This window comes from Paenibacillus sp. GM2FR (assembly GCF_002803325.1).
GTDB lineage: Bacteria > Bacillota > Bacilli > Paenibacillales > Paenibacillaceae > Paenibacillus_AQ > Paenibacillus_AQ lautus.
Map to the genome: position 1 here is coordinate 1,803,461 of NZ_MKZM01000008.1, position 16,526 is coordinate 1,819,986.

13 protein-coding genes are annotated in these 16,526 nt (G+C 41.9%); 5 read left to right on the top strand and 8 right to left on the bottom strand.

Translation table 11 applies throughout. The features are described from left to right. Nucleotides 1-310 precede the first annotated feature (310 nt). From PAEVO_RS08235 to PAEVO_RS08250, 4 genes are all read right to left on the bottom strand, one after another. A complete protein-coding gene (locus PAEVO_RS08235) occupies nt 311-1,213 on the bottom strand; it encodes a DMT family transporter (RefSeq protein ID WP_100537116.1) in 903 nt (300 codons plus the stop codon). Nucleotides 1,214-1,267: 54 nt separating this feature from the next. Next, nucleotides 1,268-2,074: a glutamate 5-kinase gene (proB, locus tag PAEVO_RS08240; RefSeq protein WP_100537117.1), complete on the bottom strand. Its 807-nt coding sequence runs from the start codon at nt 2,072-2,074 to the stop codon at nt 1,268-1,270. 1 nt (nt 2,075) lies between these two features. Then, complete coding sequence (locus PAEVO_RS08245) at nt 2,076-2,615, bottom strand: prolyl-tRNA synthetase associated domain-containing protein (RefSeq protein ID WP_100537118.1); 540 nt, start codon at nt 2,613-2,615, stop codon at nt 2,076-2,078. Between the two features lie 201 nt (nt 2,616-2,816). After that, nucleotides 2,817-3,617 (bottom strand): DMT family transporter, encoded by an 801-nt coding sequence (locus PAEVO_RS08250; RefSeq protein ID WP_347708102.1) that lies wholly within the window; start codon nt 3,615-3,617, stop codon nt 2,817-2,819. Nucleotides 3,618-3,775: 158 nt separating this feature from the next. Between PAEVO_RS08250 and PAEVO_RS08255 the strand changes: the two genes are divergently transcribed. Continuing rightward, nucleotides 3,776-4,660: a LysR family transcriptional regulator gene (locus PAEVO_RS08255; RefSeq protein WP_207797499.1), complete on the top strand. Its 885-nt coding sequence runs from the start codon at nt 3,776-3,778 to the stop codon at nt 4,658-4,660. Between the two features lie 1,106 nt (nt 4,661-5,766). Here the strand turns inward: PAEVO_RS08255 and PAEVO_RS33730 are convergent. Continuing rightward, on the bottom strand, nt 5,767-5,919 hold the full coding sequence (locus tag PAEVO_RS33730) for a hypothetical protein (RefSeq protein WP_165789634.1): 153 nt from the start codon (nt 5,917-5,919) through the stop codon (nt 5,767-5,769). Nucleotides 5,920-6,863: 944 nt separating this feature from the next. Here PAEVO_RS33730 and PAEVO_RS08260 point away from each other — a divergent pair. The 4 genes from PAEVO_RS08260 (at nt 6,864) to PAEVO_RS08275 (ending at nt 12,790) form a co-directional block, all read left to right on the top strand. Beyond that, the gene (locus PAEVO_RS08260) at nt 6,864-7,832 is read left to right on the top strand and encodes an ABC transporter permease (protein WP_100537120.1); all 969 of its coding nucleotides are present in this window, start codon (nt 6,864-6,866) and stop codon (nt 7,830-7,832) included. Then, nucleotides 7,826-8,710, top strand: coding sequence for a carbohydrate ABC transporter permease (locus PAEVO_RS08265; protein ID WP_100537121.1), 885 nt, complete (start codon nt 7,826-7,828; stop codon nt 8,708-8,710). The genes PAEVO_RS08260 and PAEVO_RS08265 overlap by 7 nt, the downstream gene beginning before the upstream one ends. Nucleotides 8,711-8,751: 41 nt before the next feature. Next, the gene (locus tag PAEVO_RS08270; RefSeq protein WP_243390684.1) at nt 8,752-10,389 is read left to right on the top strand and encodes an extracellular solute-binding protein; all 1,638 of its coding nucleotides are present in this window, start codon (nt 8,752-8,754) and stop codon (nt 10,387-10,389) included. Between the two features lie 88 nt (nt 10,390-10,477). Continuing rightward, entirely contained in the window at nt 10,478-12,790 is a 2,313-nt protein-coding gene (locus PAEVO_RS08275; protein WP_165789635.1) for a helix-turn-helix domain-containing protein, read from the top strand. Nucleotides 12,791-13,182: 392 nt separating this feature from the next. Here PAEVO_RS08275 and PAEVO_RS08285 read toward each other — a convergent pair whose 3' ends face one another. The 3 genes from PAEVO_RS08285 to PAEVO_RS08295 form a co-directional block, all read right to left on the bottom strand. After that, entirely contained in the window at nt 13,183-14,079 is an 897-nt protein-coding gene (locus tag PAEVO_RS08285) for a CPBP family intramembrane glutamic endopeptidase (protein WP_100537123.1), read from the bottom strand. 149 nt (nt 14,080-14,228) lie between these two features. Continuing rightward, entirely contained in the window at nt 14,229-14,873 is a 645-nt protein-coding gene (locus PAEVO_RS08290) for a response regulator (RefSeq protein WP_100537124.1), read from the bottom strand. Continuing rightward, the gene (locus PAEVO_RS08295) at nt 14,860-16,035 is read right to left on the bottom strand and encodes a sensor histidine kinase (RefSeq protein WP_165789636.1); all 1,176 of its coding nucleotides are present in this window, start codon (nt 16,033-16,035) and stop codon (nt 14,860-14,862) included. Before PAEVO_RS08295 ends, PAEVO_RS08290 begins: the two co-directional genes overlap by 14 nt. Nucleotides 16,036-16,526 lie beyond the last annotated feature (491 nt).

Consider the following 16,526-nt stretch of genomic DNA (forward strand, 5'->3'; position numbering starts at 1 on the left):
GTCTAAAACGAGAATATGAACCTGGCTAAAAGCCATGCTGAATAATACCATAAATTCGCCTGAATTTTACCTGAACGAATACATCTAATCGAAGAAACACTAGCTCTTAAATTCCGAGAAAAAACAATACAGGAGTTCCCATTCCAGAGGGACTCCTGTTAGTTCCAAGTTTCAACTATCCTGCCAGTTACTTCACTGAACAAAGGAGCGGTTGCCGCGGTGGCGAACTGCTCCTGGATCGTTTAACTATCGTCTTCCGTTAGTTTAACGCAATTTTCTGTGATGAAAATTAACGTACTATCTATCTTTCTTAACTTGTATTTTTGTTTACTTTTATCTTTAACCATTGAATATTAAACTGTATGATTAATAACCCAGTAATAATAAATATCCCTCCGACTATTAATCTATTTGTTAGATGTTCAATTCCAAAAGCAATGGATACAACACTCGCAAATAATGATTCAGTCATTAAAATTAATCCGGTTGTAATCACATCAGTGTATTTTTGGCTATATATCTGTAACGTTTGTGCTACGAACGAAGCACTTACCCCTAATATTATTAGGGGTATTACTGCGTGTGACCAATCAATAAATTCGTAACCTTCACTTTCAAATATTAACGAATAAACCCCGCTCACAATTAATTGAGTCATTCCTAACATAAACGCAACGATTTGAGGTCGTGCACCAGTGGCAAAATGTCCATAATATACAATCTGAAATGATAAGGCTAAAGCGGCTAAGACAGAAAGCCAATCCCCTAACTGGACATGAAATCCATCATCAATTACTCCAGTTAAATATGCCATTCCTACGAGACATAGCACAATTGAAATATAACTTTTTTTAGCAGGTTTCTTTCGAAATATAAGCCATGTAACAAAAGGAAGTATAACAACATACATAGCTGTTAAAAAAGCACTATGACTAGGTGTTGTAAACTTGAGACCAGAAGACTGCAACTGAAGAACAATGCAATTGATTAATCCAGCAAAAACGCCTACTCGAAATTCAGTACGAGTCATTTTATTGATGATTCTGAAAAAGAATAGATATATGAGTAAAGTAAAAATCAACCCCCGGAGAGAATTAATCAATCCCGGAGGCATCCCTGCAGCAATGGCTTGCTTGATAAAGGTAAAACTTGTTCCCCACAAAAATGCCACAATGATTAAAGCCAAATTTGCTTGTGTCTTTGATAGTTTCAATTTTGTTTTCCTTTCTTACCGAGGGAGCTAAATTGATAAGATAAATCTCATGAACTATCGCTTTGAGTGATTTCCTAATAACAGCGTACCCACATTCGCTCCTTTAATAATGTCATACAGAGCAGATGGATTCTTGCCATTGGTAATGATCGTGTCAATCCCCTGCATGGTTGCCAACTGTGCTGCTTGTAACTTTGTTCTCATGCCGCCTCTACCCCGGCGGGAGCCAGATCCTCCTGCTAATGATTGTATTTTCTCATCAATAGTGTATATCCGTTCTATAAGCTTTGCGTCAGCATGCAACCGAGGATCATTGTCGTAAAAACCGTCAATATCGGATAGAATAACAAGTTTTTGAGCTCTACATAATACGGCAACAATAGCTGAAAGCATATCGTTATCGCCAAATAACCTGTCTTCAGACTCGATTTCGGAATAACTAACGGAGTCATTCTCGTTCACAACTGGAATGATACCCATCTCAAGTAAAGCATCAAAAGTGTTTGTTAAATTCTCCTTTTTTTCCTCGATTTCAATATCTTCAGCATTTAGGAGGATTTGCGCTATGGTCTTATCGTAATCATTAAAAAATTTATCATACAAAAACATTATACTGCACTGTCCCACCGCCGCCGCAGCCTGCTTCAATCGCATGGAAGTAGGCCGCGTTTTCATTTGAAGCTTATTTGAACCTATGGCAATTGCTCCGGAGGATACTAAGATAATCTCATAGCCCATATTATGAACATCAGACAATACACAGGCAAGACGATCAAAAGAACGCAAGTCGTTTTGTCCTATTTCATTTGTCAGTGTGGAAGTTCCAACCTTTACAACAATCCTATTCTGATATAGTCCCATGTTACACTTCAACAATAGATGGGATATGCTTCACGAAAGGCAGAAATCTGTGAATAATTTCTTCTGTTTTAATTTTCATATAACCTGTGGTTGTACCATCACTACATCCATACCATTCCTCATAGGTAATATCCTTATCAAGAACAATTTGTATCTCATTTTGTTTGTCAAGTAATGCACCAAATACCGTTGCCGCTCCGATTTTCGTTCCTAGCATATTTTCCATTAAATCCGAAGGAGCAAATGAAACTCGGGAAACTCCTAATGCATTGCTAAACTCCTTTGCCTTAAAAGACTTATCACCTGCCGTGATGAACAGGTAAAATGCTGTTTGCTGTCGGTTGCAAAGAAATAAAGTTTTGACCATCTTCATATTCATCTTTTTGTTGATCTGAACACAGTCTTCCATTGTAATTGCCTCGTCTGTATCTACACGTTCAAACGAAATCTGCAATTCTTGCAAGGTACGGTACGTTTTTTCTTGTAATACCGTCGTATACTCAGATGGTGCACTTGTATAAATATCACTGATAAAAAACATGATTAATGCATCCTTTCACTTAAAGTTTTCTGCATCAGTTAGTTTATCATTCTTAAATTAATTACAATAGCGAATAATAATCATATTATACATAACAATACCAGATGTATTATTGCCGTATATCTCTTCATTATTCATTGTTTGACCTTGAAGACCTTGACTCGCCTATCCAAATGGAACCTAATAGCAAAGCAGCGCCAATCAGTTGTTGCACAGACATTCCCTCTCTGATGATAAAGGCGAAATCAGCAGTGAAGTAAGTGGATCAACATAGCTCAATACGGCAATACTTTGTGCCTTTAATCCTTTCATTCCTGCAAAGAACATGTAAAATCCAATTCCACCATGAAGAATACCTAGTAAAAGCAAAACAAAAATCGACTTCCCAGTGAGAGAAGAAAAATTAAATCCTTCGGTGAGTAACACTAAGGGGAATAATAGCAAAACCGATAAACCAAGTTGTAAAAGTGTAATGGTCAGGCCATCCAGACCCCGAATAAATTTGTTTGCCAGGGTTAACACGGCGTAAAACCCTGCTGCGATCAGTCCATAACCGATTCCAAGCAAATGATTTCCGGTGCTACCCCCTGTACTGTTTTGCAGTATTAGAAATAATCCTAATAATGCAACAACGATACACATTACCTTTTTAAGCGATAATTTTTCTTTTAACACAAAAGGTGAAAACATAATTACCAAGACAGGTGCAAAATAATAACTTAATGCCGCATTGGCTATTGTTGTTTCCTTATACGCTTGAAATAAAAAAATCCAGTTCCCGCTTAGTGCTATACCTGCAATCAAAAGAACTAAGACGTTTGTGCGTACAAGGTCCCACGATACTTTCATTTTCTTAAATACAAAAATAATAAGTAGAAATACTGCTCCAATTAGACTTAGAAAGAACGCAATTTTACTTGAAGACAGGTCAATATATTTTGCGAATACGCCTACTGCGCCGAAGATAATCATCGAGAACATAAAATACAGTTTTTCCTTCAATTTAGATTCCTGCTTTCTTTTTGATCTTAAACAATGAGTTATCATCATTTGTTTTTTCAACATAGGTAGATTATCATATATTTAAAGATAACAAAAACGAATATTTATTATGTTAAGTATGACAAAAACAAATGAAAAGAGGACAAATAAATATGGATATGAATATTCAAAAATATAGGGCTTTTATCAAAACCGTCGAATATGGCAGCTTTACTAAGGCTGCAGGAGTGCTGAATTATTCTCAGTCCGGGATCAGCCGCATGATTAACGATTTAGAAAAGGAATGGCAAGTGTCACTTCTTGAACGTGGTCGTGCTGGTGTTCGTTTGACTTCTGATGGGTTAAAGTTGTTGCCTTTTGCTCAAAGCGTATGTAACGAATTTGAGAAATTACAAACTCAGGTAGACGAACTAAACGGTTTGCAATCCGGGTTAATTCGGATTGGAACGTTCTCCAGTGTGGCAACGCATTGGCTTCCTAAGATTATCAAGGAGTTCCAAAAAGACTATCCTAATATTGATTATGAGCTATTATTGGGAGACTATACCGAAATAGAAAGCTGGATCTTGGAGGGGCGCGTGGATTGTGGATTTATTCGGCTACCGACAAACCCAGAGTTTGAAACAATTTTTTTGGAGCAGGATAGATTACTAGTCATTTTGCCAGAAGATCACCCCATGGCCGACTGTGAACATTTTCCTGTAATAGCGTTATGTGATTATCCCTTCATGCTTTTAGAAAAAGGCGCTAAAGCTGAAATATCGGAGATTTTTGAAAAATGTAACATTAAACCCAATGTACATTTTACAACATGGGATGATTATGCCATTATGTCCATGATTGAAAGTGGATTGGGAATCAGTATTTTGCCAGAGCTTATACTGCAACGTATTCCATACCGAATTATAACGAAAGAACTGGATATACCCGCTTACCGTAAGATAGGACTAGCAATGAGAGATAAAAAAACAGCATCACTTGCCGTCAAGAGATTCATTGATTACCTGCAACATAGAAACAAATCTATACACGATGAGGTGTAATAAATGATAAAGCTAGTTCAACCGAAGCCTTTTTTTCTATAAGGAGGAAATAAGGCCGTATATTGCTGCATTCCTTTACAAGTAATACTCGCGATGTTAAACAGCTCGACTATGTTTCCCCATTAGTCATCTTAATTAAGATACGATTCGAAGGGTCTGATATTAAACTAACCTGCCCGTTAGCTTAATGAAATTGCATGGAAACATAATTAGATACTTATCTAATCGGTAATCGGACCATGTTCTTGTCCTTTACGGCAATCGGTACAAGTTCTTGTCCTTGGCTCGGGACAAGAACTTGTACCGATAAAACAAAAAAGCCGCTAAAATAGCGACTTTCAATGGGACCATGTTCTTGTCCCCCGACAAAAGTTCTTGTCCTTGCCTTTAGACAAGAACTTTTACCGATAAAATAAAAAAGCCGCTAAAATAGCGACTTTCATTGGGACCATGTTCTAGTCCTTCCACATTTATTTCTATGTTTTTTGGAGCATCTTATGCTCATCACTTGGATTGTTCATGATAAGCATTGTAATATTAATTATTGAATCGACCTTTTAAGTTTGAAGGAATTAGGATTAAATTAACCTGCCCGTTTCGTCTGTGTTTAGACGTTGGCTTTTACCTTCTAATTACTAAAATAACATGTAAGACGTATGCCATAAGTATCTTTTAAGTAAGCATCTGTTGCAAGAATAATTTGTTTCATAGGATTTGTGATCTCTAATATCGAGACCCCTGGCTGGACAATAGATATTTCAAATTCCGTTTCAAAACCAGCTCTCACCATCTTTTTTAACATATTTAGAGGTGCCGGTGAAAATATCGTTAGGAATCACGAGTGGGAAGCATTGTGGTAAGGCGTTGAATTGAATGAGCACAGTCGTTTCCTTTTTCGAACGGGAGACAATGCGCTTTACCACAGCTCACCTGTCCCAATATATTCCTACTCTTCTGGTGGTTTTCTATCTGGTGCAGCAAGAAAATCATGTCGTTCCACATTTGAATCTATAAATTCCTTGTAATAATATTAAACTCCGAGTTTCTTCATCATCAGTAAGTTAGTCAACCCAGACTCTCCCAACATCTCTCTATATAAAGCCTCTTCAGCCGTTTTCTCCAGGATCAATATTTCCACCAGGTAACCTAAACTGTACACCTGGCACATTAAAGTAAACTAATAATTTTTTTCTTCCCATCTGATCTGTTTGTGCGATAAAACCGAAGGATTTTCTCTTTAGGGGTTTATTCGCCTTCATTGAATTATCTTCCTCAGAATTAGATTTTATACCGTTGCATGCTTTTCACATAACGTCTTAGTCTTAATCACGAAATTCGCAAAAAATTCCATAATTATTTAGGGTGTTCGCGAAACTTTTGAATTATCCTGCCCGTTAGCTTAATGAGATTGCATGGAAACAATGTTAGATACTTATCTAATCGGTAATCGGCTCATGTTCTGGTCCATTACGGCAATCGGTACAAGTTCTTGTCCTCAACTCGGGACAAGAACTTGTACCGATAAAACAAAAAAGCCGCATTTCTTCATTTAAGGTAGTTATGATATGTCAAAGATAGTCAAAGTCAAAGATATTACAAATGGCGTGTTTGTTTGCTATGATCAATCGATTTATCACTCGGTTTTCCATCAAGTTGCTCGACGTAAGGTAATAAGCCGTTGTTCCCTGAATCAGAGTGTTCTGCGATGACTGCTGATGAACGATATTGGTATTGCATAATACCAGCCTATAAAATAAAAAAGCCGCTAACTTAGCGACCTCTTTTTCGCCGTCAGGGTTATACTCCGGTACGTATTTTAAATCTTTGAGTTTTTCATGGACAAGTCTTCTCCTTTACGATACCCGCCATCACGAGTTTAACTAAGAGAATATTCTCTTGCTCAACTACACTTGTCTGGTAATCGGCACTTCACAAACAATTTGTTGGATACTTTATTTTGTTCACCATATCTCAGCGGCAAATCAGTCGATCTATCACACTGGTCAAACCAAGGTCAACAACTTTTTTTCGAATATGATCACTTTCATGCAATATGACCTTATTTTTTTGTTTTTCACCATTAATTCATGTCAGTTGTAAAGAAAAGCCGATACCGAAATTACTGCAGATGTACAAAAAAGACAATCTCCTGTACATTAATTTTCAATAACTCGACACATTTTGAAACCAGGAGAAGGAGGTGATGAGGTTTTTGATTAAAACTGAAGTGCAACAACCACACCAAGAAAAGCCGGCTGCCGCCCGCTCCTCCTCCCGTACCAGAACGGTCTGGAAGAACTGGGAGCTGTATCTGCTCATCCTTCCTGTTGTGGTATATTACATTATTTTTCATTATGTACCCATGTATGGAGTGCAGATCGCCTTTAAAGACTTCATCGCATCAAAAGGGATTACCGACAGTCCTTGGGTAGGCTTTAAACATTTTGAACGCTTTTTTGACAGCTACTATTTTGAGAGATTGATTATGAACACCCTGGAGATTGGACTTTATGAGCTAGCGGTGGGCTTCCCTGTCCCTATTCTGCTGGCACTCATGATCAACGAGGTAAGAAGTAAGCGCTTTAAAAAGACCATTCAAACGGTAACCTATGCCCCCCACTTTTTGTCTACTGTCGTGCTTGTCGGTATGCTATTCATCTTCCTGGATCCGAATTCCGGTATGATCAATACGATCATCCGATTGTTTGGCGGTGACCAGGTTGCCTTCATGACTCAACCCGGATGGTTCAAGACCATTTATGTCTTTTCAGGTGTCTGGCAATCCATGGGCTGGAGTTCCATCATTTATTTAGCCGCCCTAACCGGCATCGATCCGCAGCTTCATGAAGCAGCCAAGGTGGACGGCGCCTCTCGTTTAAAACGAATATGGCACATCAATCTGCCAGGCATTATGCCAACTATTATCATTTTGCTTATTATGAATGTCGGCTCCATTATGGCTATAGGGTTTGAGAAAGTCTTCCTTATGCAAAATGATCTTAACCGGGACAGCTCAGATGTTATCGCGACATATGTGTACCGAAGCGGGATTTTAGGCGCCCAGTACAGCTTCTCTGCTGCCATCGGACTGTTTAATTCGATTATAAACTTCATTTTGCTCGTTACGGTCAACTTCATATCCAAAAAGGTGGGACAAACAAGCCTATGGTAAAGGAATCTGCGGGCGACCGCCTCTTTGACATCATCAACTATATTCTTCTGGCCATCGTACTGATCATTGTCCTGTACCCTCTCATCTTTGTGGCCGTTGCGTCTATCAGCAACCCGGCTGCCGTTGTGAAAGGAGAGGTGTGGCTTCTGCCCAAGGAAATAAATTTCACGGGCTATGAAAAAGTATTTGCGAACAAGGAAATTCTGAACGGTTATATGAACACCATTCTCTATACCGTTGCAGGCACGATCGTGAATGTTGGAATGACCATTTTGGCTGCCTATCCCCTGTCGCGAAAAGATTTTCGCGGGCGGAATATCTTCACTGCGCTTTTTGTTTTCACCATGTTCTTTAGCGGCGGTTTAATTCCAACTTATCTGATCGTTAAGGACCTCGGGATGACCAACACGATGTGGGCACTGATTATCCCTAATGCGGTGGCTGTCTGGAATATCATTATTATGCGCACCTTCTTCCAGCAGAGCATTCCATTTGAAATTCAGGAATCGGCCCAAATTGACGGCTGCGGTAACTTCAAAATTTTGCTGAGAATCATCCTACCTCTCTCGATGCCGATTTTGGCTGTCATGACACTTTTTTACAGTGTTGCTCACTGGAACTCCTTCTTCAGTGCATTAATCTATCTGACAGAGAGGGACAAATACCCGCTTCAGCTTTTTCTTAGAGAAATTCTAATTCAGAGCAATATGCAAGATATGATCCAGACTAGTGAGGAGTCGCTAGCCAAAACGATTATGGAGGCGGAGTCGATCAAATACGCACTTGTCATTGTGGCCAATCTGCCCATTTTACTACTGTATCCATTTCTTCAGCGCTATTTTGTTAAAGGCATGGTCATCGGAGCTATCAAAGGTTAAACCTTTATTCAATCTTTATTCATATATTAAGGGGGCGTATTATGAGAAAGTCCATGAATCTGTTTCAATCCGGTCTCAAAGTATCGCTGGCTGCCATCATGTCTTTTTCCATCCTGGCGGGCTGCAGCGGCGGAGGTTCTGATGGACCTGCGGAGGGAGAAGCTCCAGAAGCTTCAAGCAACTTTAACCCAACGGGTCTGCCGATTGTTAAGGAACCCATCACGTTGAAGATGATTGCCGGCAAGGCGCCGACCACGGCACCCGATTGGAACACGACAATGCTATGGCAGGAATATGAAAAAATGACCAACATCAAAGTCGAATGGGAAATGGTTCCGAATGACACGATGACGGAAAAGCGTAACATTTTGCTTGCTGGCGGCGATTATCCGCACGCCTTTTTCACGGCAGGCATTCCGCTGGCTGATCTTCAGAAATATGGTCAACAGGGCATTTTCATCAAACTCAATGATTTAATCGATCAACATGCACCAAATTTGAAAGCGCTTTTAGAGAAATACCCTGACGTAAAAAAAGGACTTACGATGCCGGACGGCAACATCTACTCCTTCCCTGGCGTTTACGACCCCGAATTTAAATCTGTGCTCTCTTCTGCAAAAATGTGGGTCAAACAAAGCTGGCTGGATGAACTTGGCCTGAAGGAGCCTCAAACGACGGATGATTTTTACAACATGCTGAAAGCTTTTAAAGAAAAGGATCCGAACAAAAACGGACAACAGGACGAAATTCCTTACATGGGTGTCGGCGTCGATAGCCTGATGAACTATTTAAAGGGCTCTTGGGGCCTCAGCAATCACGGAATCCGTAATGCCAATGTAGATCTCCAGCCGGGAACCGAAGAACTCCGCTTTATTCCAACCGACCCGAAATATAAAGAAATGTTGGAGTACATGAACAAGCTGTATAAGGAAAAATTGATCGGCGAGGACGTTTTTACTGTCCAAGCTAATCAATATTATGCTAAGGGTGCGGAAGGTGTTTATGGAGCCACCATAACGACAAGTCCTTATACTTTGATGAACCAGGATGATTATATTGGAGCCACCGCATTAAAAGGGCCGCATGGCGACCAAATCTGGGCTGCAATCGGTTCACCCCTTGCTACTCCTGGTGCTTTTGTCATTACCGACAAAAATCCAAACCCGATTGAAACGGTTCGCTGGATTGATTACCTGTACGGTGAGGAAGGCAGCAAAATGTTCTTCATGGGCTTTGAAGGAAAATCTTATCATGTCACGGCAGACGGACAGTTTGAATATACGGATGAAATCACCAAGAACCCGAGCGGACTTACATTCGAGCAAGCATTGATTAAGTATGTTGTATGGCCGGGCGGCGGTTATCCGAATGTTGTCCAAGAGAAATTTTTCAAGGGTGCGGAGAGCCGGCCGGAAGCAGTTGAAACCGCTGAAAAATACGATCCATATGTTCCTGAAGAAGTATGGCCCGCCTTCTCTTTTACAGCCGAGGAAAATGAGGATATGGGCACGCTGGGAGCAGACATCAACAGCTACGTAACGGAGATGAGAGCCAAATTTGTTGCCGGCAGCGCCTCCTTCGATGAGTGGGATAACTACGTAAGCACTATAAACCAAATGGGCCTAGAGCGCTATATGGAAATTTACAAGAATGCGTATAATCGTTATAAACAGGATTAATTATACGGTACAGCTGACGATCGGGATGCCTCTCTCTTCCCGATCGTTGCCGTATCCTCATCTATTATGACGGGAGGCTGTGATGCGCATGATCAAAAGCCAGCGATTCTACCGATATTTTTTGTCATACATATTAATAACGGTAATTTCTCTGTCGATCATGAGCGGTGTAGTATACAACCTGGTATTAAGTTCTATGCGTGATGAAGTCCGCCACGCCATGATAAATTCACTCGATCAGTTCCGGAATGCCCTGGATCAGAGGATCCAAGAAATGGACCGGATGGCGCATCAGATTTCGAAGCATACAGATCTCACTCCTTTTAAAACAACGTCAACGGGCTACGGCGCCTACCTAGCGATCGATGAATTGAAACAGTTCCTCACCACCAACCGTTTTATTTCGGATATTGTCATCCATTATAACAGCCGCAAAGTAGACACCCTCTATGCCGCCAGCGGGACCTATGATATTAACCATTTTTTTAACGATATCTTTCGTTTTAAAAATTGGGACCAAAATCAATTTCTAATTGATAGCGCTTCCATATTATCGCCAGTCATGCGTCCAATGGATGCGGTGCTCGTAAATCAGGTTGCAGAACAGAACTATGTCGTTTATTCGGTCCCATTGGTAGCCAGTGCCGATACTCCTTACGGTACAGTCATGTTTCTTATTCCTGAAAAATCTTTTAACCAGCTTGCCGCTAATGTCCTTGGCGATTATAACGGTTCCGTGTATATTTTGGGTGACCAGGGCCAGAATCTCTATACCTATAACCGCGGCACAGCTGATGCCGGCCTGATGAATACTTTAACAGGTATGATGCCCGGAACCCAAAACCCCTGGAGCATTAATCATATACATTACCAGAATCAGGAGTACACGGTTACCAAAAAGGATTCCACAGCAAGGAACTACCGCTACCTCGCAGCCCTTCCATCGGATCAGATTATGTATAAAGTGGATCAAGTAAAAGACATTTATAACCTGACGGTATTTGGCATCTTTATTTTCGGTGTGGCTTTAGCCACTGCCCTATCGGTTCGGAATTATAAACCACTTCAGAAGCTTATGGGTGTGATTGCTGCCCAAAATCCGGCTTCACAGCTGCCTACACCGTCAGGCAAAAAGGACGAACTGGATGTTATCTCAACCGCTGTCGCAAATATGATCCGCGAAAATGAAGGGATGATCCACCAGCTGCATCATCAAGCTATTTCACTCCGGGAACAATTCGTACTCTCTTTGATCCGGGGAAAATACAAGACTAGAGAAGAAATTAATAGCTACCTGCATTCCGCAAACCTGCCGATGTATGATCCATTCTTTGCCGTCTTTTTGTTATATATCGATGATTATGAATCATTCTGTGCAGAATATTCAGACACTATGCAAAGCCATCTTAAAGACAGCCTCATAAGGGTCCTGGAGGAAGGGGCCGACGGTATCGGTCAAGGCTGCGGCGCAGAGCTCTTAGACGGACGCAGCATGGTCTTCGTATTGAATTTGAAAGACGGCCAGGATACAGAAGCTATTCTGCGTCAATACGCCGAACAAGTTATGTCTCTCATCCGGCATTATTTCCGATTTACCGTCACAATTGGTGTTGGATGCACTTATCCGGAGGTTAATCAGATTTCACAGTCCTTTATCGAAGCAAGCCATGCTGCGCGCTATCGGCTGATGCATGGCGGCTGTCGGATCATTTATTACCCTGACATTGACCAAAACCATGTAACCAAGCGGTCTTATCCTGTTGAGATTTTGGATCAGTTGGTAAAATCCATTCGACAGGGCGATCAACTGGCGGTGACAGATGCGGTTCAAAAAGCCATGACATACATCCGTGATCAGAACATGAGTGTGGAAGTCGCTTTGTTTATCTGCTTTGATATCGTTAATAATGTGGCCAAAACGCTCATTGAGCTGGAGATCGAACTTGATGAAGCAACCAACGAGACATTAGGTAAACTATTCGTTCCCCATCTGGAAACGATTGAGGAGCTGGAGCGATTAATCACTGACATCTGCCTTCGAGTCTGCATTACCACCAGCAGTAAGAAAGAAAGCGGGAATACAGAACTGCTTGATGAGATTAAAGCATATATTGAGGAAAACTACAAAGACCACTCACTCTCTCTAAAATGCATTGCTGACCAGTTCGGCATATCGGCTTCTTATGCTACTCGCTTCTTCAAAAACCAGACCGGTGAACCCCTAATGCGTTATATTGATTGCTTGCGAATGCAGGAGGCTAAGCAGTTGTTAAAAACAACTGAGCTTACGCTGAAAGATATTCTCTACGAGGTTGGTTATATTGATTCCACTAACTTTATTCGTAAATTCAAACGAAATGAAGGTCTGACGCCTATTCAGTACCGCAATCTTATGAATTAAGGATGTTCTGCGATTTTAAGCAGGTCTCGAGTCCCCGGTAACACCAAAGAAACCGCATCAAAAACATAGTTAGATGATTATCTAATCGGGAATCGGACTATGTTTGTGTCCTTTACAGCAGTCGGTACAAGTTCATGTCCTTGGCTCGGGACAAGAACTTGTACCGATAACATAAAAAAGCCGCTCAAATAGCGACTCTCTATGGGACTATGTTCTTGTCCCCCGACATCAACCCTTCGGCAATCCGATGTCTCTTCGGATGTACATAAATGCCCACCAACGGGATTGCAGACAAAGTCCAACATCACTTTCGTATAGACAGGTTCAGGCATCTACCCGAAAATCACCAAATCAATCAACCGCAATGATGTTTGCATTCATTCATCTGCCGTTTACTTTGATACAGGAAGGTTCCGGGCCACATCCCCTCGTTTCCGTGCAGTCCCAATTAGCATAGGAATGGAAATCAGAAGACTGACTACAACCGGAACAATAGAGCCCTCGAGTCCAAAGTCGCCCCCTGTGAGAAGTGCGGCACCATTCACCTTTACGGTAAAGAGACCGGCAGCAGGGTGTCCAGAAACAGGAATGCCAAGCAAGCCTTCAATGGCGTTCCATGCAAAATGCAGTCCCATGGTAAACCACAAGTTCCGCCGCCACAAGAAGGCGGCCCCGAGCAGAACACCCGCTTCCAGGACTATGGCGAACGCGCTCCATAATGTTGCCCCTGGATTTCCAAGATGGGCAACTCCAAAGAATAGAGAGGTCACAGCAAGCGCGAGCGGTCTTCCCCCCAATTGAGCAATGGCTTGAAACATAAGTCCACGAAAGATAAGTTCCTCGACAATGGCTGCTCCTAAAGCTGCTTCAAGGGAGGAGATTAGAACAGAACTCGTATCCGCAGAACTTGCCCACTGAAAGGAGTACCCTCCCAGAGCCATAATAATAAAAACGGACCCTGTGATAAAAATCGCCCCGGTTAGTACGCCCAGAACCGTTTCGATCCCTGCACGCTGTCTGGATATCTCTGGAGTGGACCGCCGGGCCAGGTATGTCAGCGTGAGCTTATAAACTAAGATGGCTAGAGATCCCATCACTAGTGTACAAACAAGGGAAACTGTCCCCTCTACTCGCGCTGACAGCTGCCGGAATAACGTATCGATGAGAATAATGCCGATAGCCCCCGCAATCATCCAGACGATAGGAAAGCGCCAAAATGAACTCCAAGCACTTAACTTCCCGCCATTCTGCTTCAGAAGTTCTTTATTTCTGGACATTTTTTTCTTCATATCTTATCGCCTCTTCTGTTGTTTGATGCTATGAGTATAGGCTGAAAAAGTCATAAAGAGACAGTGCGCTTTTGTCATAATTTATTCTATGGCTATATTCAAAAAAAGCCGGCAACCCTAATAAGTTACCAGCTTCTTGGGATCGACTTTTAATGATCCATAATTCCCGAATCTCGGGCTTTACGGGTGGCCTCCCGCCTTCCTTTCACATTCAGCTTCGAATAAATCGTTGAGATATAATTTTTAACCGTCCCTTCACTAAGATACAGCGCCTCGGCAATGTCTTGATTACGCAGGCCAGAAGCCAGCTTATGCAGCACTTCTATTTCACGGGCAGTGAGCCCGAATTCATTATTTTTCGCAGGGGTGGCATTGTTGATGCTCTTGATCATTTTACTCGCCATTTCCTGCGAGATTAAAGTCCCTCCCGCCTGAACCACCCGTATGCCTGCAGCCAGGTCTTTGGGATGAAGAGCTTTGAGCAGATAACCTTCTGCTCCATAGCTTAACGCCGCTAACACATATTCTACTTCCTTATAGGAAGTCAGCATGATGATTTTGGTTGCAGGTATTCGTTCCTTAATCAGGGCCGTTGCGGCAACGCCATCCATGATTGGCATATTGATATCCATCAACACAATATCCGGCATAAACTGCTCGCAGCCCTTCATTGCTTCTTCCCCATTCTTGGCTAAACCGACAATTTCCAAATCTTCTTCCATGGACAGGACGATATGTAAGCTCTCGAGAATTAACTCTTGATCATCAGCAAGCAGCACTTTAATTTTCACCATGTGGAATCACTCCTTTCAGCGGGATTTCGCATCTGACTTCGGTTATCGCTGGAGTTCCCTCTCCAGATGTTAGGTGTAGGCTGCCACCCAACCGCTCGACCCGATGATTCATCGTGGTCAAGCCGAAGCCATAATTTAGCTTGTCGATCGGTATACCGTCATTTCGAACGGACAATTGCAGATTGCTCTCAGAAAATCTAAGCTCCAGATGCAGTTGAGATGCTTTTCCATGTTTTAGTGCGTTTGTAAAGGATTCCTGGATGACCCGAAGGACCGCTTGCCGTACTTCAAAACGTATGGACCGCTCTGTCTCCGGCAGACTCAAAGTCAGGGCCGTACCCGTGTGCTCCCGGAAACGGACCACAAGGGATTCAACCTGTTGGATCAGACTTGATTCCTCTTCTTCCCCCATCTCGTGTACGATGTTTCTCATTTCGTCCAGATTTTTCTCAGCCAATGTTCTTAAGCGAAATAACCGATCTTTGGCCTCGGCAGGCTTGCTATCCATAAGGGCAATAGAAGCATCAAGACTCAGAATGAGTGAGATAAAGGAATGCCCCAGTGTATCATGAAGTTCCTTGGACATGCGGTTGCGCTCTTCAAGCAAAGTCATTTTCTCGATCTCGGCCGTGTAGTGAGTTAACAACTTATTTTGCTGCTCCACTTCGGCTACCAGTTTATTCTTCTGATCATATGCATTGGCGACGAAGCTTGCCCATATGCCGATGAAGCAGAACAGCAGATTGTCTGCTCCGATACTTAGGGTTTTCTCCCAAGATAATCTTAGGTAAGACTGAAAGGAAAAAGGAATGAAAACAACTACGGGAATGATCCAAAGGGTTTGCTTAGTCAATAAGTACCCCATTGTAAGACTCGGCAGTAAATAGTCCGCTTTTGAAGTCAGATCCGGATGAATGACAGAATTCACATAATAAGAACCACCAAGCAATAGCTCCAGTATGCAAAACCAGACTTTGTTCATCCGGCGCCCAGGAAACCAAAACAGCAACGGGACGACAAGAGCTATGCTCAGCCAGATTACGTTCAATAACGTTCGGTTCGAAAATTCATTTACTGCCAAAACCCGGGACAGCAGCAAAATATAATGGTATAAACGAAGAGCGAATATACCCCAATCCATGAAAGATAATATTTTTCTCATATCATCATCTTACAGGAAATCTAAAGGGTGAATAATAAAAGATTTCTCAAATACAGTTTAAACGAAATATTTGCAACACAATTGGAACAAAGAAAACGAATCTCCTACTGCCTTCTTTAAGGTTTCAGGGATTTCGCGGCTTTAGCGGTACGGTGAACCGTACCATAGTTTACAGACAGGTCATTCAGCTAACGGGGCTCAATAAAAACAAGAAGGCAGCCGATCAACGTGATCGGTTGCTTTTGTACGTATTTCTCCGCCGATAGGAGAATAAACATCGAGAAACCAATTTGTTCTCCATGCTACAATGAACGTCATGGAGGGGGATACCAGCATGGTATTATATAAAGAGAGGCTTATTCAGCTAACGGGCAGTAATTTTAAGATTGCTAATCCCTCTCTACCGCCACGTTTATGTCTCCAGTAAAATGCAGTAAAGATGTGGATTTTAAGCGTGATGGACACCATCATCCAGGACTATAAACGGCAGT